Annotated in this window: 26 protein-coding genes and 1 riboswitch; of the genes, 15 read left to right on the plus strand and 11 right to left on the minus strand. The window is 39.6% G+C overall.

Features of this window, described 5'->3' with window-relative positions; all coding sequences use genetic code 11:
• The first annotated feature begins 27 nt into the window (after nucleotides 1-27).
• Together MHZ92_RS11780 and MHZ92_RS11785 are read left to right on the plus strand one after the other, a co-directional pair.
• Nucleotides 28-744, plus strand: coding sequence for a small-conductance mechanosensitive channel (locus MHZ92_RS11780; protein WP_239431895.1), 717 nt, complete (start codon nucleotides 28-30; stop codon nucleotides 742-744).
• Between the two features lie 62 nt (nucleotides 745-806).
• The gene (locus MHZ92_RS11785; RefSeq protein ID WP_239432027.1) at nucleotides 807-2,066 is read left to right on the plus strand and encodes a M20 family metallo-hydrolase; all 1,260 of its coding nucleotides are present in this window, start codon (nucleotides 807-809) and stop codon (nucleotides 2,064-2,066) included.
• Nucleotides 2,067-2,147: 81 nt separating this feature from the next.
• Here MHZ92_RS11785 and MHZ92_RS11790 read toward each other — a convergent pair whose 3' ends face one another.
• Complete coding sequence (locus MHZ92_RS11790; RefSeq protein ID WP_239431896.1) at nucleotides 2,148-2,474, minus strand: nucleoside triphosphate pyrophosphohydrolase; 327 nt, start codon at nucleotides 2,472-2,474, stop codon at nucleotides 2,148-2,150.
• A gap of 353 nt (nucleotides 2,475-2,827) precedes the next feature.
• Here MHZ92_RS11790 and MHZ92_RS11795 point away from each other — a divergent pair, with 353 nt between their 5' ends.
• Nucleotides 2,828-3,493 (plus strand): restriction endonuclease, encoded by a 666-nt coding sequence (locus tag MHZ92_RS11795; protein WP_239431897.1) that lies wholly within the window; start codon nucleotides 2,828-2,830, stop codon nucleotides 3,491-3,493.
• Between the two features lie 159 nt (nucleotides 3,494-3,652).
• Here the strand turns inward: MHZ92_RS11795 and MHZ92_RS11800 are convergent, their stop codons facing one another.
• Nucleotides 3,653-4,468 carry a restriction endonuclease gene (locus MHZ92_RS11800; RefSeq protein WP_239431898.1) on the minus strand — a complete coding sequence of 272 codons (816 nt, stop codon included), beginning with the start codon at nucleotides 4,466-4,468 and terminating at the stop codon, nucleotides 3,653-3,655.
• Between the two features lie 104 nt (nucleotides 4,469-4,572).
• Nucleotides 4,573-5,247 (minus strand): Ltp family lipoprotein, encoded by a 675-nt coding sequence (locus tag MHZ92_RS11805; RefSeq protein ID WP_239431899.1) that lies wholly within the window; start codon nucleotides 5,245-5,247, stop codon nucleotides 4,573-4,575.
• Nucleotides 5,248-5,400: 153 nt separating this feature from the next.
• Between MHZ92_RS11805 and MHZ92_RS11810 the strand changes: the two genes are divergently transcribed.
• The 9 genes from MHZ92_RS11810 to MHZ92_RS11850 all read left to right on the plus strand — a co-directional run bounded on the left by MHZ92_RS11810 (nucleotide 5,401) and on the right by MHZ92_RS11850 (nucleotide 13,595).
• Complete coding sequence (locus MHZ92_RS11810; protein ID WP_239431900.1) at nucleotides 5,401-6,303, plus strand: NERD domain-containing protein; 903 nt, start codon at nucleotides 5,401-5,403, stop codon at nucleotides 6,301-6,303.
• A 76-nt stretch (nucleotides 6,304-6,379) separates the two neighbouring features.
• Nucleotides 6,380-6,799 (plus strand): hypothetical protein, encoded by a 420-nt coding sequence (locus MHZ92_RS11815; protein ID WP_239431901.1) that lies wholly within the window; start codon nucleotides 6,380-6,382, stop codon nucleotides 6,797-6,799.
• A gap of 67 nt (nucleotides 6,800-6,866) precedes the next feature.
• Complete coding sequence (locus tag MHZ92_RS11820) at nucleotides 6,867-7,646, plus strand: alpha/beta fold hydrolase (RefSeq protein WP_239431902.1); 780 nt, start codon at nucleotides 6,867-6,869, stop codon at nucleotides 7,644-7,646.
• Nucleotides 7,643-8,560: an HD domain-containing protein gene (locus tag MHZ92_RS11825; RefSeq protein WP_239431903.1), complete on the plus strand. Its 918-nt coding sequence runs from the start codon at nucleotides 7,643-7,645 to the stop codon at nucleotides 8,558-8,560. The genes MHZ92_RS11820 and MHZ92_RS11825 overlap by 4 nt, the downstream gene beginning before the upstream one ends.
• Nucleotides 8,561-8,584: 24 nt before the next feature.
• Nucleotides 8,585-8,899, plus strand: coding sequence for a hypothetical protein (locus MHZ92_RS11830; RefSeq protein WP_239431904.1), 315 nt, complete (start codon nucleotides 8,585-8,587; stop codon nucleotides 8,897-8,899).
• Nucleotides 8,900-8,914: 15 nt separating this feature from the next.
• Nucleotides 8,915-9,064: a hypothetical protein gene (locus MHZ92_RS11835; RefSeq protein WP_239431905.1), complete on the plus strand. Its 150-nt coding sequence runs from the start codon at nucleotides 8,915-8,917 to the stop codon at nucleotides 9,062-9,064.
• A gap of 599 nt (nucleotides 9,065-9,663) precedes the next feature.
• Nucleotides 9,664-11,454, plus strand: coding sequence for a PDDEXK-like family protein (locus tag MHZ92_RS11840; protein WP_239431906.1), 1,791 nt, complete (start codon nucleotides 9,664-9,666; stop codon nucleotides 11,452-11,454).
• Nucleotides 11,455-11,523: 69 nt separating this feature from the next.
• On the plus strand, nucleotides 11,524-11,967 hold the full coding sequence (locus MHZ92_RS11845) for an SgcJ/EcaC family oxidoreductase (protein WP_239432028.1): 444 nt from the start codon (nucleotides 11,524-11,526) through the stop codon (nucleotides 11,965-11,967).
• A gap of 81 nt (nucleotides 11,968-12,048) precedes the next feature.
• A riboswitch (purine riboswitch) is annotated at nucleotides 12,049-12,149 on the plus strand.
• A gap of 150 nt (nucleotides 12,150-12,299) precedes the next feature.
• A complete protein-coding gene (locus tag MHZ92_RS11850; RefSeq protein ID WP_239431907.1) occupies nucleotides 12,300-13,595 on the plus strand; it encodes an NCS2 family permease in 1,296 nt (431 codons plus the stop codon).
• Between the two features lie 165 nt (nucleotides 13,596-13,760).
• Here the strand turns inward: MHZ92_RS11850 and MHZ92_RS11855 are convergent, their stop codons facing one another.
• Nucleotides 13,761-14,609 carry an STAS domain-containing protein gene (locus MHZ92_RS11855; protein ID WP_239431908.1) on the minus strand — a complete coding sequence of 283 codons (849 nt, stop codon included), beginning with the start codon at nucleotides 14,607-14,609 and terminating at the stop codon, nucleotides 13,761-13,763.
• Between the two features lie 271 nt (nucleotides 14,610-14,880).
• The gene (locus MHZ92_RS11860) at nucleotides 14,881-15,105 is read right to left on the minus strand and encodes a cysteine-rich CWC family protein (RefSeq protein ID WP_370644696.1); all 225 of its coding nucleotides are present in this window, start codon (nucleotides 15,103-15,105) and stop codon (nucleotides 14,881-14,883) included.
• A gap of 314 nt (nucleotides 15,106-15,419) precedes the next feature.
• Here MHZ92_RS11860 and MHZ92_RS11865 point away from each other — a divergent pair, with 314 nt between their 5' ends.
• Both MHZ92_RS11865 and MHZ92_RS21425 read left to right on the plus strand, forming a co-directional pair.
• On the plus strand, nucleotides 15,420-16,253 hold the full coding sequence (locus MHZ92_RS11865) for an STAS domain-containing protein (protein WP_239431910.1): 834 nt from the start codon (nucleotides 15,420-15,422) through the stop codon (nucleotides 16,251-16,253).
• 266 nt (nucleotides 16,254-16,519) lie between these two features.
• Nucleotides 16,520-16,651 (plus strand): hypothetical protein, encoded by a 132-nt coding sequence (locus MHZ92_RS21425; RefSeq protein WP_255723502.1) that lies wholly within the window; start codon nucleotides 16,520-16,522, stop codon nucleotides 16,649-16,651.
• A gap of 110 nt (nucleotides 16,652-16,761) precedes the next feature.
• Here the strand turns inward: MHZ92_RS21425 and MHZ92_RS11870 are convergent, their stop codons facing one another.
• Nucleotides 16,762-17,475, minus strand: a complete 714-nt coding sequence (locus MHZ92_RS11870; protein ID WP_239431911.1) for an SH3 domain-containing protein — start codon at nucleotides 17,473-17,475, stop codon at nucleotides 16,762-16,764.
• 263 nt (nucleotides 17,476-17,738) lie between these two features.
• Between MHZ92_RS11870 and MHZ92_RS11875 the strand changes: the two genes are divergently transcribed.
• A complete protein-coding gene (locus MHZ92_RS11875; RefSeq protein ID WP_239431912.1) occupies nucleotides 17,739-17,891 on the plus strand; it encodes a hypothetical protein in 153 nt (50 codons plus the stop codon).
• A 118-nt stretch (nucleotides 17,892-18,009) separates the two neighbouring features.
• On the opposite strand, the gene MHZ92_RS11880 is transcribed toward MHZ92_RS11875, so the two are convergent.
• From MHZ92_RS11880 to MHZ92_RS11900, 5 genes are all read right to left on the minus strand, one after another.
• Entirely contained in the window at nucleotides 18,010-18,648 is a 639-nt protein-coding gene (locus tag MHZ92_RS11880) for a hypothetical protein (protein WP_239431913.1), read from the minus strand.
• A 130-nt stretch (nucleotides 18,649-18,778) separates the two neighbouring features.
• A complete protein-coding gene (locus tag MHZ92_RS11885) occupies nucleotides 18,779-19,780 on the minus strand; it encodes a bile acid:sodium symporter family protein (protein ID WP_239431914.1) in 1,002 nt (333 codons plus the stop codon).
• Nucleotides 19,781-19,805: 25 nt separating this feature from the next.
• On the minus strand, nucleotides 19,806-21,248 hold the full coding sequence (locus MHZ92_RS11890; RefSeq protein WP_239431915.1) for an aldehyde dehydrogenase family protein: 1,443 nt from the start codon (nucleotides 21,246-21,248) through the stop codon (nucleotides 19,806-19,808).
• A 14-nt stretch (nucleotides 21,249-21,262) separates the two neighbouring features.
• On the minus strand, nucleotides 21,263-22,012 hold the full coding sequence (locus MHZ92_RS11895) for an SDR family NAD(P)-dependent oxidoreductase (RefSeq protein WP_239431916.1): 750 nt from the start codon (nucleotides 22,010-22,012) through the stop codon (nucleotides 21,263-21,265).
• Nucleotides 22,013-23,098 carry a tartrate dehydrogenase gene (locus tag MHZ92_RS11900; RefSeq protein ID WP_255723503.1) on the minus strand — a complete coding sequence of 362 codons (1,086 nt, stop codon included), beginning with the start codon at nucleotides 23,096-23,098 and terminating at the stop codon, nucleotides 22,013-22,015.
• Nucleotides 23,099-23,127 lie beyond the last annotated feature (29 nt).

Genomic DNA, 23,127 nt, shown 5'->3' on the forward strand with positions numbered 1-23,127 from the left:
ACTTTGTATATTTAAGGAGGAATAATTATGAGTATTAGTCCAGAGTATGTTCGTGGAGCTTCTAAAGCAAAATCTGAGTCTGCTAGCAGTTCAATGGCTAGATTTCATGAGCAGTCCCACTTCTGGGGTCGCTTAACTATTTTACTAGTAATGATTGCTTCAGTAGGATTACCGGCGTATTTGTCGTTTGTACTCGGAGCACATCCGGGGTGGGGGCCAATTCTTGCCGGATTAATTGGTTATGCTGCGTTTATTGGAGTGTTATGGATACTTGAACCTATAACTTACTTCCCGATTCTCGGGATAGGCGGAACATATATCGCCTTTTTATCGGGAAATATCGCAAATCTATGTGTCCCTTGTTCGTCGGCTGCCCAAAAAGCTGTCGGTGCCGAACTTGGAACGAAAAAAGCTGAAATAGCTGGAGTTCTCGGAATTGCCCTCGCCTCCTTAACGAATACGATCATAATTATTTTAACGGTTTTGACCGGAACATTTATCGTCAACTTAATCCCTGAATCTATCCAAGCGTCATTTGTATTCGTCCTACCTGCAGTTTTTGGTGCGGTCTTAGGTCAATTTGCCTTTAGTAAGCCTAAATACGGTGTAATGGCGGTTCTAATCGGTATAGGGGTCTTTTTCTCACCAATACCATCATTAATAAAAATTGCTTCCTGTGTTGCGATTTCAATCGCTATCATTTATAACGTCGAAAAAGCTAAAGATAAGAAAGCTAACGCTTAATCACGGTGAATATCTTTTAAATGTTGGATAAGGGCTTTTTGCAAAGGGGAGAAGGATAATTGATAAATACGAGTCTACAAAAATTAACAATCAACCAAAAACGATTACAAGAAAATATTGATAAGCTCGCTGAAATTGGTAAGTTTGGTGAAACTGGCGTATGTCGATTAGCTTTGTCAAAGGAATATAAAGAAGGAATAGAACTTGTGAAGCGGTGGATGGAAGAAGCTGGCTTACAGACGAGAGTCGATAACTTCGGGAATTTAATTGGCCGACTGGAAGGGGAAAATCCAGAGGCACCTATTTTGATGCTCGGTTCACACATTGACTCACAGCCATCCGGTGGGCGTTTTGATGGTCCAATTGGTGTGCTGGGCGGATTAGAAGTTGTCCGAACGATGCAAGAACAAAATATTAAGCCTGAAATGCCAATCGAAATTATGGCGTTCTGCGATGAAGAAGGCTTCCGCTTTAATAAGGGGTTATTCGGATCCAGAGGGATAACTGGGCAATTAGATGAAGGTGAACTTGACCGTGCGGATAAAGACGGAATCACAAGGCGGGAAGCGTTGATTGAGTTTGGGGCAAACCCTGACCAGCTCACTGCTTCAGAATATCCAAAAGGATCAATTGATACTTATATTGAAATGCATATTGAACAAGGCCCTGTGTTAGAGAAAGCAAATGCTCCTGTAGGAATTGTTACGGGAATTTCCGGGCCGCTTTGGCTGACTGTAGAACTGACTGGGTCTGCTGGCCATGCTGGTACCGTTCCAATGAAGTTACGAAAAGACGCGTTAGTTGGTGCGGCAGAAGTGATTTCTGGATTGAGAGACATCGTAACACAAGATCCTGATGCTCCGACTGTCGGCACAGTTGGTAACTTAACAATATACCCGAATGCGAGAGCGATTATTCCAGAAAGGGTTACCTTTACGATCGACTTACGGGATATTAACTTAGACAGACGCAATCGGTATGAAGCACAATTACGTAGTTACATTGAAAAAACTGCCCAAGAAAATGGTCTTCAGTTTACGATTTACGAAGATACGAATTTCTTTCCAGAGCCGTGTAGTGAGGATATTTTAGATATTATGCGTGAAGAGAGTAAAGCGATGGGGCTAGAAGTCGTTCCGGAACTAACTAGCGGGGCGTTCCACGATGCTCTCTCTATGGCGCAAGATTGTAAAATTGCAATGATTTTTGTGCAATCTAAAGACGGTATCAGCCACGATCCTGCGGAGTTTTCGACCTATGAAGATATTGCCATCGGGACCGAGTTGTTGTATAAAACAGCTATCAAAATAGCAACTAAATAAAGACGAAAAATAGTTACCAGGCACCCGAACAATTCTAAGTTTTACGGGTGCCTGGTACTTTACTATGTAAGGAAACGCAGTTCAGTCATCTTCTACTTCTACTAAAAAAATCCGTTCCTCGAAACCACCGCGTTTAGCTGCTTTCTCCGCACGCACAGCTTCCAGTTCTCCCACCGTCACCCCGTGAAACTTCGCTGCTGCGTGAATCAACTCCAGCAAATCTGCAAGTTCCTCAACGGCATCATCCGATGTGAGAGCCCCTTCATATTCCGCCAATTCCTCATGCATCTTCTTGTTCACTTCTGTTATGTATTGTGAGTCGTCCAATGTATATGTGACGCACGTCTTACCGTCCTTTTCGATAATGTCAGGTATCAAGTCACGTACAAGTTTATTGTAGATAGGCATATAATTTTCTCCTTCGATTAGCAATTTTCTACATTTTAGCATAGTGCTAGATTGTAGTGTGTATAGCAATGTTAACAATAGAATTTGCAAGAACAATTCTTTGAATTTAAGGAACATTTTTCATTTTGTATGATATTATTTAATTAATGCGAATTATGCAGAAAAAGGGCGGGGAATTGAATGTTCAGCTTCTTAAAATCGAAATGTGGAATCTGTAAAAGGAAAATCTCAGACTATCAACGATATAGATTACCGAACAACAAGGTGGAAAAGGTTTGTTTGGATTGCTGCGTGTATGCAGAAAGACGGGCTTATCGGAAGTGTTAAAACACTAAGCGCTTGGGGTGGATTAAATGTCTTTCATACTGTTAAAAATTACGGTCCCCGAATACTGGATAGTTGCTGCTTTAATGACGATCATGATTTTATTACTTGTAGAATGGTTTCGATCTACAAGGCTTTCAGATAACAAAGTGATAACAGAGTTTGTCAATGCGATTGATCCGGAACTATTACCTACATTTGTACCAAGCAGCAACGATGTAAGAGAAATCGATCAAAGGCTTCAAGAACAGCAACTATATTTTTCGGGCATAACGATACGACAAGCGTTAACCATAGCAGTATCAGAAAGAACCCCCTTTCCATCCAATCCGAAAACAGGTATTGAACTAATTGATAATATGTCAGGCTATCAATTTGAACTTTATTTATTAGAATTTTTTCAGAGCCAAGGATATCGGGCGGAATTAGCATGGCTATTTGGAGATCACTGCGTGGATTTGATATTACAGAAGGAAGACAGAAAGATTGCGGTTCAGTGCAAAAGGTACCAGCCGAGCAATAAAGTCGGCAATGAACCAATTCAAGAAGTGGCGACTGGTAAATTACGTTATGAATGTACGGAGGCTTGGGTAATAACTACGTCATTTTATACATCTCATGCAATGCAACTAGCAAATGAACTTGAGGTCAGATTAATTGATCGTAGCAATCTAATAAAATTACTTAACGGCTGATTGCGTTACCGTACCAGGCACCTGAACAATTCAGACGGACGGGTGCTTGGATTATAATTGCTGTCTGTGTGGTCTTTTGACTCCGATACTTCGTAACCAAAACAAAAAAGCGTTCCTGTTTATCACAGAAACGCTACTCTGAACTTTACGTAAAACAGCTCATAATCCCGAAGATACTAAATCGTTTTCTACATTTTTAGTCTCCTCGACCATCCATTCAATCAATTTATCCCGATCAACTAAAATAACTCCATTGGAAGATGCTAAATTTACAGCTTGAGCTGTAAAGTGATTATTGGTAATCACCCAACATTCATCCGCATGATAATAGCTTTTCGCAGAAACAATTTCCTGAACTGCAGATAAACCTACCTTACTATTATATCGTTTTGCCTGAACGGCTATTTTTTTACTACTTGTAGATAAAATAAGATCAGCGCCATAATCACCTGAGGTCGGGGTTAAATTGACCATGTATCCTCTAGCTTTTAATAAAGTTTGAAGAAACTCCTCAAAAGCTTCGCCTGACATTTCGTCAACCTCATGGATACCAGATCTTCTAATTCGTTGCTCCCTTAATTGATTCTGTAATCTAATCTCTTGCTCTCTTTTTTGGTTCTGTAATCTAATTGCATGCTCCTTTTCTTGCTCTCTTCTTTGATTCTGTAATCTAATTTCTTGCCCTCTTTTTTGCTTCCAGATCCAAATGTCTTTTTCCCTTTTTAGCTCAAGTTCTCGGTTTTTAGCTTCTACACGTTTCGCAATGAAAAAGGCATCAATTAGAAACCAAATACCACCGCCGCCACCCGTTAATGTCATAGCAAGACCTATACCAATATCTCCAACATAATAACGTTGAGCACCAAAAACACCAAGGAATAACCATAATAGAAAAGCAATTCCTTTTGATTTTTTCTCAAAGGTAAATTCCCTATTGAACATTACACTTCGTTCATCAAGTAAATCTTTATTCATATGTATATCTCCATCTCTCTTGGAAGATTAACTGGTATCTCCCAATAGAATTTATATGTATTCTAATGCCCTCAACCAACGAAGGAAGAGGGCATGTTTTCTATTTATTTATTTAAATTCTTAATAGCGTAATCGGCTTCTTCTTTTGTGAATTTCTCACCGTATTGAGAAGTCAATTGGTCTCTGATAGCTTCTGGTGACATACTCATTGATTCCTGATAACTTTTTGCTTTTTCTAATGCGTTTTCCTTATAATCGGCTTTCAGATTGTCGATTGCATACTGAGCTTCATCATCCGTGAATTTTTCACCATGTTCAGAAGTTAGTTGTTCGTAGATTCCTTGTTTTGACATATACATATTTTCCGAATAGGATTCGGCCTTTTTCAAAGCGTTTGCTTTCCAGTCAAATTCAAGATGATCCATTGCATACTCGGCAGCTTCTACTGAAAACTTTTCGCCGTATTCTGAAGTTAATTGATCAAAAATACCACTTTTGGACATGTTCATTGTTTTTGCGTACGATTCAGCTTTTTTCAAAGCAGACTGATATTCTTTAGGAACGTCATCCTCTACCTTAGTTTCTTCTTTTTTAGGTTCGTCTTTTTTCTCATCCGGCTTATCCTTTGCCGATGCAGTTACAGCCGGTTTGCTTTCCTCTTTGGTTGTTTCCGCTGTATCCTTATCGTTGCTGTTGACAGCAATCACAATAATAATCGCAATCGCCCAAACCCACCATTTTTTATAGAATGGTTTTTTCTGTTTTTGTTGTTTAGTCATTTCTCGTAACTCCTTCTATGTAGTCTGTGAAAACCATACCATATATTTTACTGGTAATATAGTTCCAGTTTTTACATGTTGTGTGGTACTATTATTATAATAGTTGGAAAGTATATACATTGACTTGGTTTCCGGCTGAAATGGGGGAATGTCATGAATGTAGACAATAGTATGATGTCAGGATTTTATGAGGGTATTTTGAGTGTAATCATGATGCTTCTCGCATCAAGTGTGTTTCCGTTTGCCGTCGTAATCGTAATCTTAATGATCATATTGAAACGAAGAATGCCGGTTATTAAAGGGAAGTATGGGGAGTCGGTTGTAAAGTCTAAGCTTCGAAATTTAGGGGATGAGTACAACGTCTTCCATGATGTGTATATTCCAAACGGTGAGGGAGGTCTAACACAAGTAGATCATATTGTGACATCTGTACATGGAGTGTTTGTCATCGAGACTAAACATTACGAAGGTTGGATTTTCGGTGATGAATATAAACCGTATTGGACACAAGTCATCTATAAAAAGAAAACAAAAATGCATAATCCAATCCGGCAAAACTACGGTCATGTTCAAGCTTTGCTTACCTACATAGGACAAGGGGAAGTGCAGGATGTCCATTCCATCATCGCCTTTTCACCTAACTCTACTTTTAAATTCAAAAAGGAATTCACTTCCGCGCACGTCATACAGTTCCCTAAATTGATAACAACAATCACCCAATACAAAGAGCGGAGAATTAGTGAGGCTACTGTGAAGGGTATCAATGAAAAGTTAGAGGGGCTTTTGGTTAAAGATAAAAGCGACAAGAAACGTCTCAAGACAAAGCATATGCAATCAATCCGAAAAGCGAAAGATGCGAAACAGACTGGACAGGCAAAGAACGTCATTGCCAAAAATATGTCCAAGCAGACAGCCTCACCTGTACAAACTACGTGTCCGAAGTGTGATGGGCAACTGATTTTGAAGTCTGGAAGGTATGGGAAGTTTTATGGGTGTAGTAATTATCCTGAATGTCGACATACGGAGAATGTGAACACTAAACAGATGAGTGTTTAGGAGAATGGATTAAAGATTCATATACATGCACTTATGATCAAAAATATTATAGGTACTTTGTGAGGGGGGATTCAAAATGAACCGTTCGAAGTTTCTTCTGGAATTAAAAGAGATTATGAGAAGCGAAGAAGGCTGCACTACAAAGACTACAGTAAAAAAGAAGGAAGGATTTGTCCCTTACAACCGGCATGGCATCAAATGGGGACAAGTTGATGCAAATAATGAAAAGCATGTCCGGGTTGTATTCGATTTAAGTCCGGGATTTCTTGATGAGAAGGAATTTGCCCACAACACAGGGCTTTCGGTAACGCCTCCCCGGAAAATCACTACAGGGTACCGTTTCACTAAAAAGTATAAAGTGGATGGGCATGATCAGTTGATTTTGTTCTTGGAAGACTCGTTCTTAGAGGGCGATGGGAATGTGGTGCAGGCCGTCTTCGATTATGCAAAAGAGTTTACGGCCACTTCCGGCTTCAAAGCACATCCGAGTCGGTGATGTCTATTGATTAGGACGAACTGGTGGCTAGTAACTTGATTGATTCCAAGTTAAAAGGAGAATTGCTATGAAAGAAAAATTACTAGATAACACACCTATCCATTATTGGATAAATGATAATAAGAGTAAAGAAACCATAATGTTTATTCACCCAGCTTTTGCAAATCATACTTGTTTTGATTTCCAATTTGAACATTTTAAAGATAATTATAAAGTAATTGCAATGGATCTATTAGGTCATGGTAAATCAATTGGAAAAGGAACTATTGTTGATACTTCAGAATTTATTAAAGAAATAATGATAAAGGAGAATATAAATAAAATTAATTTAGTAGGAGTTTCAATTGGAGCGTTATTAATTCAAGACTTTGCAAATAAATATCCAAATAAAGTTGCATCCCTTTGCTGTATCGGAGGATATGATATAAATAATTTTGATAGCTCTATACAAAAAGAAAATAGAAGAAAACAAATGAAAATGATGCTTAAAGCTGTTTTTTCAATTAAAGCTTTTGCAAAAGATAATAAGAAAATATCTGCTTATACTAAAGAAGCACAAGACAGATTTTATGAAATGAATCTAGAGTTTAGAAAGAGTTCTTTTAAACAATTAGCATCATTAAATGGAATCGTAAATAAGTTTCAAATAGAAAAAAGAGAATATCCTTTGATGATTGGAGTAGGAGAATATGATATCGATCTGGCAATAAAAGTAGCTAAAATGTGGAGGGAAACAGAGCCAAATTGTAAATTTGTTATATTTAATAATGCAGGTCATATTGTAAACATGGATGTACCAAATGAATTTAATAGCACTTTAGAAGATTTTTTGCGTCCAGGCTCTTGAATTATCAACAACTACCTTTAACAGAGCCTTACATAAAGGAGGCTTTCATCATAAATATCATTGAACAAGCATTTCAATTCGCTTTGGAAAAACATGATGGACAATATCGAAAAGGAACAAAAATTCCTTATATCACACATCCGTTTGCGGTTGCCATGATCTTGAAGCATTATCGTTACAGCGATGAAGTTGTTGCCGCCGGATTACTTCATGACACGCTAGAGGATACGGATGCAACCGAACAGGATTTATTAAAATTCGGTCCTTTTATTCTCGACCTGGTACGAGCGGCATCTGAACTGGATAAATCCCTTCCGTGGGAAGAGAGGAAACGTCGGACGATTGAAGAGCTGAAGGAAAAGAGTCCGGATCAATTGGCGGTAATTGTAGCAGATAAGTTGCATAATATCCGTTCGGTTCAAACGGATCTTGATGAAGTGGGAGAGGTTGTCTGGGAGCGGTTCAATCGCGGAAAGCGGGAACAGTCTTGGTATTATATGAGTTTGCTAAATGCTATTGAATCCCGCAGGAAGGAAGTGCCAATCATCCGTAAACTGGATGCCGAGGTAAGGCGGATTTTTATTGGTACAGAAAAATTGACGAATGCTAAAGTAGATTTACTATTTGAAGCTGTTTTTCATTTGTCGATAGAAACAAAAGAGCGTCTCATACAGGAGAATATGCTCGATTTTCTTACTGAAGTGAAAGAAAGTGCTGAAGCCCTTTATAGAAACGGCAGTTTTGAGCCATTAAGACCGCTAATGGATGAATTAGCAGCAAGAGGCATTCAATTCGAAATGAATTCAGATGGGTCATTCATATTGCTCGCATTTTGTCATGAATTGCAATACCGATTAGGATGGGATCAAGATAAACTTTATCGGCATATCAAGCGTAATCTTTCTAAGCTTTAAAGGGCAATAATGTAGGAGGAAATTATGGAGAAGTCAGTGTCAGTCATTTTTAAGCCAAAGCCTGAAACATGGGGATTGAGAGGGGATCCTTATTTATGGGATGAATTTGAGAAGGTCTTTTCAACAATACCCTTGCCTTGCTCACAAACATGTTTTCTCGATCATTTTGAACAGTTCTTTCAAGAGCTTACCAATCATTCGTTTAGAGGGACTGAAGACGAAGAAATCTTTGTAGAAAGATATGCTCACGGAGGCATGTCAAGTGGACATATTAGCGTGGAATTTTGGCAAAGAGAAGCTCTGCCACTTTTACTTAATCGATTAGAAAAAGCGAAATAATGAAGGAGGGATTTTTTGAAAATGTCCTCAGAAGAACTGGAGAAATGGATTAAAGGTGTTCCTGTTGACCGAGATGAAGAAGATGATGAGATTAGTGATTTATATGGTTTAGACAAAGACGATTGTCTTGGACGGACTTACCCCGGGGTTTCCGATAAGGAATAGATTGTGCCTAGTACCTCGCGAAAATAACATGAACTTTAATAGAGCTGCATTATACAAATGGTACAATGAAATTGTAATAGAATAGGTCACTCAAGGATAGTTAAGATGACTACAATGTAATATTCATAGTTTATGGTAAAGTATAAATGAAGAAATTTAATAAAAGGTGGTGTTAAGTGATGGGGGATGTTCAAAACCGACAAGGTGAAAAAGGCGGACCAACGATTACTTATGTCATCGTCGGGGCAGCTGTTGGTGCAATTATTGGTTTACTAACGTATGTGAATGGATGGTTATAGTTTAAAGAAAATGCTTGGAATCAACTTGATTGGACATCGAATTGGCCAAGTACTATTACATAAAAAAATAATCCATCCTTGAGTGGGAGCTCATAATGGATGGATTATTTTATCTAGCGAGCTGATCCCCCTTGAAGGGAACCTGCTATTACAGACCATCTAATGTTGGTAGCATTAGGTGGTCCTTTTTAGTTTATTCGTAGTAGACAAATGTATGCCTGATAGTTTTATTATAGAGCAGATTATTGGTCAATACAACCAATGCACTTTCCAAAAACAATTGACTCAGGAGGAACTGCCATGCCAAACCACCAACAACAAATCCTGACCCTCATCGAGGATTCTCAGGAATTCACCTATTTACATAACCACTTCAACCGATTCAATCCATTTAAAGTGCTTCAGGTCGATAATTATGAAATTCGACATTCCAATGTGTTGGCGTGGTTGATGGATCCGCAGCAGAATCATGATTTGGGTTCGTATTTCATTAAGAAGCTTATCGCGAAGGTCTTTGTCAATCCAGCCAACTATGAGGATGAGGACAAGATTGCCAATTATGATGTCCTTCAGCTGAGTCGACATTCTTATCATGATCTTGTTGTTTATAAAGAGTTGGCGACGTCTAACGGGAAGCGGATTGATTTATTAGCTGTCTCCGATTTATATCAAGTGGCGGTTTTGATTGAAAACAAGTTTTGGTCTACTGAATCCGAGGGGCAGCTTGAGGAATATATCGAGTTTGTTCGAACGGCCTATGCTGGGTATAAAATCATTCCGGTGTTTTTGACGTTGCAGGATGAGGAGCCTACGCATGAGGACTATCTGATGCTCGGGTATTCGGATGTGCTGGATATTCTCAACAATATGACCGATGCGAATAAAGACTATATGCATCCAGACGTGCATTCCTTCATTTCCTATTACATCGATATTTTAGAGGACCAATTGGTGCAGAACGATGAACTGAATGAAAAGGGGATGGCCCTTTATAAAAATCATAAGGAAGCTGTCGACCTCCTTTCTAGTGCAGGAAAGGGAAGCGTGGTGGAAAACAGCTTCGCAAATGAATTGAGCCAAATTTACAATCAATATAAGGAGACAATCGACTTTGTTGTGAAGGTTGGAAGCAGTTTCTTACGGGAGGCGTTTATTCGATTCGCTCGAAATTTGGGTTGGCCCGAACATTTGTACACGCCGCATTTCAAGGTGCCGCACTTCATCGAGAAGACGTGGGACGAGCATTTTGACGCGAACGACTTACGTAAGAAATGGTGGATGAATAAGGGGCTAATTGCCTGGTTTGAACAAGCGGACGACCGGTTAAAACTGAGGGTGGAAGTTGGACCTTTGCATCATGAAGATCGAGTCCGGCTGTTGCAAGCTTTGAAGGTGAGAGGGGTCGACGTGAAGGAGCAGGCGTTTGAAGAGGGTAGGCAGTATACGAGAATTTATATGGATGCTGATCGTCCGAATTCGTGGGAGGATGTCGATTTTTTGGTTGAATCCATGGAGAGACTGTACAAGAAGGAATCCTTCCAGTCTCTATTACGATTGACCAACGAGGCAGTTGTGGTGGGGGATGACGATAACATACAAATTTTTGAACCTACTGAATTAAAGGCGGAATCTCCTTTGGAGACAGCATTTACTCTTTTTGTGAATGAACAGCGCATCCCATCTCACCATTATAATGTCAATCACATCGTCCCTAGTTTTGTAGAGCCTGAATGGACGCAGCTACCTTCCAAGTACGAAGTGACAGAAAAGTACTGGCTCGGCTATCCGCTCATTGCATGGTTCAGAAGACGGAATTCAACGGTTCGGTTGATTGTTGAGGTCGGACCAATGCCGCATTTGGAAAGAACCCGCGTATTGAAGAGCATAGAGGAGCAGGGCATTCCTGTACGTGCGCTTGCTTACGAGGAAGGAAGACGCTTTACAAGGATTTATTCACGGGCTGTGCCTGTTGAGGATATGGAAGATACCGAAGAATTGAAAGTGGCGATGGAACAGCTATTTTCTGCTAATGAGTATATAGCTGTTCGAGAGGGAATTGCGAGGGCGATTGAAGGTTTGCGATTGAAATAGTAGTTTGCTCCGTACCGAAAAGTGAATAGCGTCAAAGAGATGTTTGATCAAATGAGAGGAGAAATAGCTATGACACCAATAAATGATGAAATCCAAGACCTTTATCGAAAATTAATTGATGCGTGGAATACCCGTGATGCCCAAGGAATGGCAGATCAGTTTTCAGAACAAGGGGTGCAAATTGGTTTTGATGGTAGTAAGGTAGTTGGGAAAGCGGAGATTTTGTCTCATCTTATCCCTATATTTGAAAATCATCCTACGGCTCCTTTTGTAACAAAAGTTAAATCCATCCGACCTTTAGGAACGAATGCAGTAATCTTACACGCAATTGCGGGGATGGTTCCAACAGGTAAAAAAGATATTGAGCCCAAAGTAAATGCCCATCAAACCCTTGTTGCAGTGAAAAAGGATGATGATTGGCAAATTGAACTGTTCCAAAATACACCCGCTCAGTTCCATGGAAGACCGGAATTGGTGGAGCAAATGACTGAAGAGTTAAGGCAGTTACTTTAGGAGCTACTGAGTTGGATACCCGATATACAGAAATAGTTTGACGTTCTAACCTAAACTTGTTATGATTCATCTATTATTTTTTAAAAAAGAATAGAAATACCTTGTATAAATTCAAGAATACGGCTTGAAAGTTTCTACCAGCTACCATAAATAGCTCGTCTACAAGGAATGTGAAATAAACCAATTTTATATTCCTGTGTGTAGAAAAACTTTGTCCTACTTAAGGCCAAAGTTTTTTTGGTATTAAGGGCATGATATTATCAACTAGCTGCAAAACCAATCTTCAAATTATTTCCTTCCATTCTTTAACTTAGCAAATAGGAGATTACAACATGAGAAATTTTTTTAAATTTACCGAACGGAATACTACCTATAAGCAGGAAACACTAGCAGGAGTAACAACCTTCCTATCGATAGCGTATATATTAGTCGTAAATCCACTTATCCTAAGCCAAGCTGGGATGGATAGTGGGGCAGTATTTACTGCAACCGCTCTTACTGCGATTATCGGTACACTACTTATTGGGTTGCTTGCGAACTTCCCAATCGGAATTGCACCAAGTATGGGATTGAATTCATTTTTCACTTTTTCTGTCTGTATTGGGATGGGCATACAATGGGAAGTCGCGTTGACTGGTGTTTTTATTGCAGGAATCATTTTTATGTTTTTAAGTGTAATGAAAATCCGCGAGAAGATTATTACGATCATCCCATTGAATTTAAAATATGCAATCGCTTCTGGAATTGGATTCTTCATTACATTTATTGGGTTGAAAAATGGGGGGCTTATTATTTCCAATCCTGATACATTTGTTTCGATTGGAAACTTAACATCACCTACTACCCTACTAGCCATTATTGGCTTGGTTATTACGATTGTACTGTTAGTACGTGGAATAAGCGGAGGAATTTTTTATGGAATGATCATTACCACGATTATTGGAATGATGGTTGGATTAATAAATGGTCCTTCACAAATTATTGGAAGTATACCGAGCTTGAAACCAACATTTGGTGTCGTGTTTTCCCATTTAGATCAGATTTTCACCCCTGAATTACTAGCAGTGATCTTCACTTTTTTAATTGTTGCCTTTTTTGATACGGCTGGTGCTTTAATTGCACTGGCCAGTCAAGCAGGAATGATGAAAGGGAATACTGTGCCGAATATAGGAAGAGCATTGCTTGCTGATTCTACCGCTAGTGCAGTTGGAGCGATATTGGGAACATCCACACCTGCTACGAGTGTTGAATCTTCTGCCGGCATTGCTGTCGGAGGTAGAACAGGCTTTACGTCTGTCGTCATTGCCGCTTGTTTTACGATTGCTTTGTTCTTTTCACCCATGTTATCCGTTATTACATTGGAAGTAACAGCCCCTGCGTTAATTATTGTAGGAGCCTTAATGGCAATGGAAATAAGAAAAATAGACTGGAGCAGGCTGGAAATTGTGATTCCATCCTTTTTAACCATTATCATGATGCCCCTCACTTCTAGTGTGGCAATGGGCCTTGCATTTGGTTTTATTCTTTATCCACTTTGTTTAGTAGCACAAAAGCGGTATAAAGAAATTCATCCAATTATGTATGTGCTTTGTTTGTTATTTATACTGTACTTTGTTTTTATCGTGTAGCTATAGGTAAGGAAATTAGTAATGAATAGTAACATAACTCAACGTTAGAAATGAGTTGGGACAAAAGTGAAAAGGTACAATCCATCATTCTATTTGGATTGTACCTTTTTGATATGCGATCGTTCGTTTAATGGAAATTAATACAACGTTTTATCTAATTAACGTTTAATCACGAAAAAATTTTAGTTCTACTAGTGCCTGCTGCAAGGTTCCTTTTGTCATTTGATCACTAAAGTCCAATCCAAGACTTACAGCAGTCTGGGCAACTTCAGGCCTAACGCCTGTTATGATCGTTTGAACTCCCAGCAATTTTAGGGTAGTGCACAAATTAAAGATATGTTGTGCCACCATTGTATCGACAATAGCTACCCCAGACAAGTCGAGTATTAAGTAAGATATTTTTAATCTGTCTACTTCTTTCGTCGTATTCTCCATCAACAATAACGCCCGTTCAGTATCAATATTTCCGATTAATGGCAGTACGGCGATATCATTAGATATAGAAACAATAGGTACAGATAATTCAATAATTGCTCTTTTTGCATTCTCGAGATTGACTGTGTAGAACTGAACAAAGGTTAAGCTAAAACAGTAAACAGCATGATCAAGCAATGGGTCTATGATCTTAGATGTTGCTAACAATGATTTTACCGACATATCATGAGTGATTACCGTGTTTTCAATTACTTCATTGATAAAGGTTCGATAAAGCGTTGTATCTTTCAAGGCTTCATCTAATGGGACTCCAAGTTTATATACATACTCTGAAGTTTCCTTCGCCCATTTTTCTATTTGATCATAGGCCGTTTCTCTCTGTTCGGGTTTTGCCAAGAATTCTCCAAAGAGACTTATAAAGCTTGCTCTCATCCTTATTATTTCCTCTTCAATATGTGAAGGGATTAATTGTCTTTGCTCATCCGGAATCTCTGATAATCGTAACTCATGGATTTTACGTGCTATATTAATCTTTTCTTCTAATAAAGTTTCTCCGAGTAATCCCATTTCATTTATCATTAGCTCATTCCCCCCTCAAATGAAATACATTTAGATTTCCATTTTATCGTAATATATTCCAAAGATATCTGCAAACTAACAATCAATAATACAAAGACGCGATGGAATAGCTATTTTCTGCTAGTGAGTATATAGCTGTTCGCTCCGTACGGAATACCCATGAAAAATAAATCATCCTTGAGTAGCAGCTCATAACGAATGGATTATCTTATCCCACTAGCTGATCCCCCTTAAAGGGCACCTACTATTACATATTACTATATTATTTCCATTATCCATTGATTTGTGCAGGATCAGACACTCCCTTAAACCGATTCAAGCACTCCTTGCATATACATTTCACACGGAGATCTTTTTCTGGAACTAGTTTGAAAATTTCATTCGGAAATGTCTCTTGGTTGCACCAACAAATGCCCAGCGATTTATCTTTTCCGTAGCAACAGTTATTCGTTTTGCCGCATAGCGGGCAATGCTCGTTTAGTGGGGGAGTCATCATTATCACTCCTTCTTTGTAATCTAGAATTATCCTGATTGCGGGTATCAAATTTTCAGGTCAAAACTATTCTAATTATACACTACAATTGCATAAATGGGATTTGCATGAATAGAAATGGTTTTGAACCTGACACTTTACCAACAAAAAATAGGAAACGACTACTAATCTCCCGTTGAATTGGAACCTTTCTAGAATTCACAAAAAGAATATTCCAAAAATAATAAAATGTGTTAAAATGAAAAAATAGTAGCTAATGATGGTACTCTTCGGTGGATTGGTGTTTTTAACTTTGAGGAGTAGCGGAGGTAAAGAAAATGTCGGACACAAAGAAACTTCATGATTTTTTACTGAGTAAAGCAGAACAAATGACGGAAGAATGGTACGCAAAATTAGATAAAAGTGACCCGTCAGGCGTGTATTCTTCTACCGATCCTTTGGAGATTGAAAAATTGAAAGGGCAAAATTATAGGTTCCACGAAAATGCGTTTAGAATATTAATTGAAGAAGAATCTGAAGTTATGAAGAGGATGGAAAGTTGGATTTTGGAAACGACTAGCGACCTTGAACTTGTAAAAACACCTATTGAATTTATCATAAGAGAGTTTATGAGAACCCGGGATGTGTATTTTGGTTTCATTAAAGAATTTGTCGATGCGAATAAAGAGTCGATGACCATTGAATCTACTTTACACTATTATGAACTGATTATAAAAATAACGGATCAGGCGATTGTTTGGTATACACATGAAAGAAACCGATATTTAAACGAAAAAGTACGATCCCAAAAAGAACTGATAAATGAATTGAGTACCCCAGTCATTGTTTTAAGTGATCACACAGCCTTACTTCCGATTATTGGAGAAATCGATACTGACCGAGCAAGATTACTCCTGGAGAATACATTGGAACAATGTGTGGCTAAAGGGATAAGCAACCTATATATAGATTTGTCTGGTGTGCTAAAGATGGATTCGATCGTTGCACAACAGCTATTTGGGCTAATACAGTCTTTAGAGTTAATAGGTGTCAAAACAACATTATCCGGCATCAGGCCGGAAATTGCCCTAACGGCGATTCAGTTAGGAATTTCTTTTGAGAATGTACGAATCACATCAAAACTTTCACAAGCGATACAACAACGTTACTAAGTATTTTAATAGTAATGAGTGAACTCAAAGTAAATGCTCATCAAAACCTCGTTGCCGTGAAAACGGATGCTGCCTGGCAAATTGAACTTGTTTCAAAATACGCCCGCTCCGTTTCATGAAACCCCAAATTAGTTGAGAAAAGACTGAAGAGTTAAGGCAGTTATTTTAACTAAAAATCTTAGAATTTCAATCGCATTCCAACACCAACTTATCGACCCAAAAGTCGACCAAAGGCTGGTGTTTTTTCAAGGGAAAACAGTGGGTGGTTGAAATTACATAGGTCCTTATCGGATAAGCCGATTTGGACAGAGGCGACATCTGATCAGAAGGAGATATTAATGACGTTGCTTATGATGGGGATTTATGAGAAGAGGCAGTGGGAGTGGGGGGCAGCGTAGAAAGGTGATAAAAGTAAATGGCGCTAGGTTCTTAGTAGAACCTAGCGTCTTTTTAATGGTAGAGATTGTTTGCACTTCTCTCTTTATGAAGTGAATGCCTGGCACCTCATTTACGGGGCTTGTTTACTTTCTTGCACAGACACTAACTCCGTATAAATCTTCCCATTACTATCCGTACTCTTTATGATCCCGATTCCTTTAGCCAAGTATTCTCTAGAGCCATCCGGAAAACGGAGAATGACGACGTTCTCAAAGGTACCGGCTTTTACGGTGACTGTTTTCGTCGTGCTTTCAACCAACACCTTTTGGTCCTCTAACATCATTGACGAGTCTATTGTGTACGCCCCTTGTTTCAACGGATAGGGAACGTTGACGAAGATGAAGTCGGAACTCGATACACCCATCAGTAGTCTTTTTCCGTCTTCAACATAGGTGAAGTTCGATAAATCCGGGAACAGGGGACTCTTTTTATTATACAAGTACGTGTATTCATTCTCTTTCGCTACGTGAAACGTCTCTTTCTTCTCGTCTAAGAACGACGGTTTATACGTAAGAATCAACCCCTCTTTAGGCGCCAAGCCACCGGTGACCGTTGTTGCTGCAGCTTTCGGGTTTTGCTTCGATAAAGCAGACGTATACACATATCCCTTACTTTCCCCGGCTTGTACATAGGACCAGCCGTCTGACGAAGACAATACCGTTATTTTCGAATGGTTTGGAATGGTCCCGATCTGTTTCGCATTTTGTTTTGGTTCGACACGCAGGATAATATCATTTTTCGCATTTACATACATGTCGGTCGTCGCTACTACGCTTGTCTCCACAGGAAAGGCATAAGTACAACCAAGTATCAACACCAACAAAGCTACTATTATTTTTCTAATTTGAACCACTCCTTAATCTAGTTACTCCTAGAGGAGGTTATGAAGCAAGTTTTCAAAATAGAACATGTTACAGGGAAGATTAAACTCGTTAATCTTTATGTACCCTAAAACTATGAAAAAAATTCGGGTCTGTTTGCGAAAAAAAACAACAGATTCCCAAACCATTATCTGTCCGAGTACCTGGTACTTCAAAAATTTAGCATGTGGCGGTGCATTTTCCGTATTACGCGGGGGAAATCGATGGATTAATGGCTGAAATGGCGCGATTTGAAAAAATATCGATCATTTCCCGGAAGTTATCGATCATTTCCGGAAACTTATCGGTCATTTGGGGAGTGATATCGGTCATTTCCTAGAGTTTATCGATCATTTCCCGAATTATATTGTCATTTTGTGACTTTACACCTACATAGTGAATATAAAAAGTACCAAGCCCCCGAACAATTCCTTGCCCGGGTACCTGGTACCTCCAACTCATTTCACACTTGCTGTATTATCCACTTTCTTTGCAGACTTTAGTTCGTTAAAAATGAACTCTTCTCCGTCTTTGAAGCTGAATACAGTCTTGATCAGCCCTACTTCTGGCGCGTAATAATTGAGGGTTTTCCCTTCTTTATCACCGGGAATCACGCTCGTGATTTCAATGACATGATCATACTTGCCCGCTGGTACTTCCATCGTCAAGCCAGTAGCGGTCATTCGACTGACCGATTGGCTGGCATCGTTCTTGTCCCATTCTGGTTTATTCGCGAGTTCCACTACTGCCGTTTCGGCATTCCCGAACGAATTGATGAGGTAGACGAGTTTCACTTCTTCCTTGCTGACGATGTATTCTTTGATGGCTTCGGAAGCAACACCCTTTTCATGGATGTAGACTGTATCCGTTCCATCTGAGTTCGTCGACAAGTTTACGGTATCAATGGAGGCAACCGAATTCCCGTCTGTATCGTAATTGGTATACTCTCGAGTCATCCCGATTGGCGGAAAGTACTCCGATACATCGATTGCTTCAGCTGTTTTGGAATCTACTGTTTTATTGTCCGATGAGCAGCCGTTGAGAACAAGCGCGAAAGTAAACAGGGCCGCCATGAATGCAAGTTGTTGTGTTTTCAAATCAAATCCCCCTTTTTTAATCTATATTTTACCATCATGGCGCATGGAAGAACATCGTTTTCGAATTAATAGTGCGATTAAGAAATGCCATAAGCCCTTTATTTTCATGGGCTTATGGCATTCTATAATCCTATTTCGACAGTTCTTTTGCTTTTGAGACCGATTCTTTACGTGGTTCCACGTCTGGGGTAGGGGCAGATTCATTTGGTATTTCACGTTTTCCCCAGTGAGTCGCGATAAAAGTACCGGTAATTAATTGCCATGCTGACGCAAATGCACTTGGCAATGCAGCCAATGGCGTGAAATAAGCAGCGGCTAAAGCGACCCCGAGACCTGAGTTTTGCATTCCGACTTCGATGGAGACCGCACGTTGGTCTTGACGAGATAGTTTACACAATTTAGCTGCATAGTATCCTAACATAAGCCCGAATCCATTGTGGAGTAATACTGCTACAAATACTAGAATACCAGCAGTAGCAATCGTTTCTTTATTGTTTGCAACAATTGCCGTAACGATAATTGTAATGGCAACAATTGAAACTAGGGGTAAAACAGAAATGCTTTTTTGAGTAACATTTGGTAAGAATTTAGTAACGATTAATCCTAAGAGAATTGGAATAATAATTACTTGTACAATGGACATGAACATAGACATTGGATCTACTGGCAACCATTGCCCCGCAAAAAGCAATAATAGAAGCGGTGTCATTATCGGCGCAAGTAAGGTGGAAACACTCGTCATTGTAATGGAAAGGGGAACGTTTCCTTTTGCCAAATAGACCATCACGTTTGAAGAAGTCCCACCAGGAACACTACCAAGTAAAACTAATCCTGCTGCAAGTTCTGGAGGTAATCTTAATAAATAAGCAATGATAAAGGCGGTCGTGGGCATGATTGAAAACTGTGCCACAACCCCTATAATCACCGGAATTGGTCTTGTGAAAACTAATTTGAAGTCTGAAGCTTTCAGCGTAAGACCCATCCCAAACATGACGACCCCGAGTAAGATTGTGATGTACCCACTAAATTGAGTAAACCAACTCGGAACTATAAAAGCGATGACTGAAAAAATGATGATGATTAAGGCAAAATATCTGCCGGCTACATCACTAATCTTGCTAAGTGCATTCATTGTTAACCTCCTGGTTAGAGTCTATTTATAGTCGAACTTGAACGGCAATATTTTTAATTTCAATATAGTTTTGAACAGCTAAATGGCTTTTTTCTCGCCCGATGCCACTTTTCTTATATCCTCCAAATGGCATTTGAACTCCGCCTGCAGCTCCGTAACTATTGATGAACACTTGGCCGCTTTCAATACGTGCTGCTACATAATGCGCTCGGTCAATATCTTTCGTCCAGACACCCGCAACGAGTCCGTACTCCGTGTCATTTGCTAATTCAATCGCTTCTTCCACGTCATTAAAACGTATGACACTTAACACAGGTCCAAAGATTTCTTCTTGTACAAACGAGCTATTATGGGAAGATGCTTCGATGATCGCAGGGCTGATATAGAAGCCATTTTCATAACCTTCCACCTCAACTGGTTGCCCGCCTACTACAATCTTCGCTTGTTGATCCGCCGTATCTAAAATGCTTAGAATTTGTTCGTATTGTTTTTTGTTAATAATCGGTCCGACATCCGCATTGGTCGTAGGTGGTCCCACTTTTAAGCTTTTAAACTTCTCTACTAGTTTTTCTAGTAATTCATCTGCAATCGTTTCATCTACTAAGAGGCGAGATCCTGCAGAACATGTTTGACCCGCATTTTGTACAATCGAATTAACTATTGCAGGCACTGCACGTTCTAAATCAGCATCTTTAAAGACGATGTTCGGTGACTTGCCACCTAACTCGAGTGTGACAGGTACCACATTGTTTGCCGCTGATTTCATCACTGCAATTCCTGTTGGAACTGAACCGGTAAACGTAATTTGATTGATGCCAGGATGAGAAGTCAATGCAGCTCCTATTTCTGCACCGTATCCCGTAACATGTTGAAATACTCCTTGAGGAAGTTTTTCATGGAACCATTTTGCTAAAAAGTTTGTCGTCAAAGGTGTATCTTCAGAACTTTTTACAATCACTACGTTTCCAGTCGCAATTGCGGCAGCAACACTACGTGCAGTAATTTGAATCGGGTAATTCCAAGGGACAATGTGTAAGGTAACGCCGATTGGTTCAATCACCGTTACATTTAATAAATTTTCTTCAATTGGAATCGTATCACCAAATACTTTGTCAGCTATGCCACCATAGAATTCAAAATAGCGAGCCGCAGCTTCAATATCTGCTTTTGCTTGTCCAATTGGCTTACCAATATCGAGAGATTCAAGATTCGCTAATTCTTCCGCATTCTCTCGTATAAATCTTGCTGTTTCCTGTAAAAACTGTCCTCTTTCAAATGGTTTGATCGACTTCCACTCTGTACTTTTCAATGCTTTTTTAGCAGCTTGAACAGCAGCGTCTGCATGCTGTTCATTGCCCCGAACAATTTGGGTAATCAATTCACCTGAAGAAGGATTAATGACGTCTATCCATTGTTCATTTGCATCTCCGACCCATTTTCCATCGATGAGCATTTGTATTTTTTCCATTTAGATCATCCTTTCTAGATACTTCTTCCTCCGTCAACATGGATGACTGAACCTGTAATGATTTGCGCGCCATCCGTTAATAGATGAGTCACAGTTGCGGAAATATCGGTTGGTCTAATCAATCTGCCGAGCGGAACACTTTCTGCAAATACGTCTTTATTTAATTCGACTTCACTTGCTTCTTTAGAAGAGAACTGACCAAGCATTTGTGTATCAGCTGGACCAGGGTGAATGACATTGACACGAATATTGAACGGTGCTGTTTCCAGTGCTAACGCTTTAGAAAATGCTTCTACCGCACCTTTAGACGCTACATAACTTTGTAGACCCGGACGCGGTCTCGTAACAGAAACGGATCCTATGTTAATAATGGATCCAGTATTTTTTTCCTTCATATACCGAACCGCTTCTCGATTTGTTAAAAATACGGCAGTCGCATTAATATCCATGAGCCTATGCCACTCGGATACTTCTACTTCCGTTATTGGTTTCCCTTGTTGCGCGATTCCGGCTACGTTCACGAGCCCGTCTAACTTATTAAACTTCGTGTAAATTTCTTTGAATGTTTCAGTAATACTTGTTTCTTCTAGGAGATTAATGTTTCTTACATGTAAATTTTCATTTTCGATAGAGGATAGGGAATCTGTATGAATATCCAGTCCAATTACAATAGCGCCTTCGGCTAAAAGATTTTCGACGACGGTTTTTCCCATACCTCCACCGGCTCCTGTGACGGCAATAACTTTAGCTTCTAGTTGTCCCACTTACAAGTCCCCCTTAGCGTACTTTTTAATATTTCTGATAATTTTATCTGCGAATTCTGTTGTGGAAGCCGTTCCACCTAGGTCCGGTGTTCGTACCTTGCCCTCAACTAGTGTTTCTTCTATGCCATGAACAATCGACTCGGCTAATTCTGGGTAACCTAAATGGTCGATCATCATGGATGTGCTCCAAATTTGGGCGATCGGATTGGCAATGCCTTGACCTGCAATATCTGGTGCCGAACCATGAATGGCTTCAAACATAGATGGGTAATTCCTTTCAGGGTTGATGTTTCCTGAAGGTGCAATGCCAAGTCCGCCTGAAATTGCAGCACCTAAATCTGTTAATATATCACCAAACAAGTTGCTGCCAACGACTACATCAAAGATTTCCGGCTTCGATACAAAAAAGGCGACTAATGCATCAATGTGGTAGAAGTTCGCTTTTATCTCCTCATAATCAACGCCGACTTCTTTCACAACTTCATCCCAGAACGGCATGGAGAAATTGATAGCATTCGATTTTGTTGCTACAGATAAATGCTTTGACCCTCTTTTTCGTGCCAATTCATAAGCGTATTTGATGACACGTTCACTGCCCATTCGTGTAAAAACACTGTTTTGAACAACTACTTCATAGGGAGTGCCAACATGCAACCGACCTCCACTATTTGAGTATTCACCTTCCGTATTTTCACGTACAACGACAAAGTCGATATCTTCAATCCCTTTGTTCGTTAAAGGACTTTCGATCCCTTTCAACAATTTAATAGGCCGTAAGTTTATGTATTGTTGAAATTCTCTTCTGATCGGTAAGATTAACTCCCAAACAGAAATATGATCAGGAACTTCAGGTGCCCCTACTGCACCGAATAGAATGGCATCATAGGGAGCCAAGGTCTTCAATCCGTCCTCTGGCATCATACGCCCAGTTTCAAGATAACGTTGACAGTTCCAATCGTATGTATCGATTTCAAAACGTAAATTCCCATGAATCTCTTCAACTGCCCTCAACACCTTGATAGCTTCTTGCATCACTTCTGGCCCGATTCCATCTCCTGGAATGCTAGCGATTGTGTGTTTATTCAATCAAGACACTTCCTTTCAACTGACTATAT

This window comes from Sporosarcina sp. ACRSL (genome assembly GCF_022346605.1).
Lineage (GTDB): Bacteria > Bacillota > Bacilli > Bacillales_A > Planococcaceae > Sporosarcina.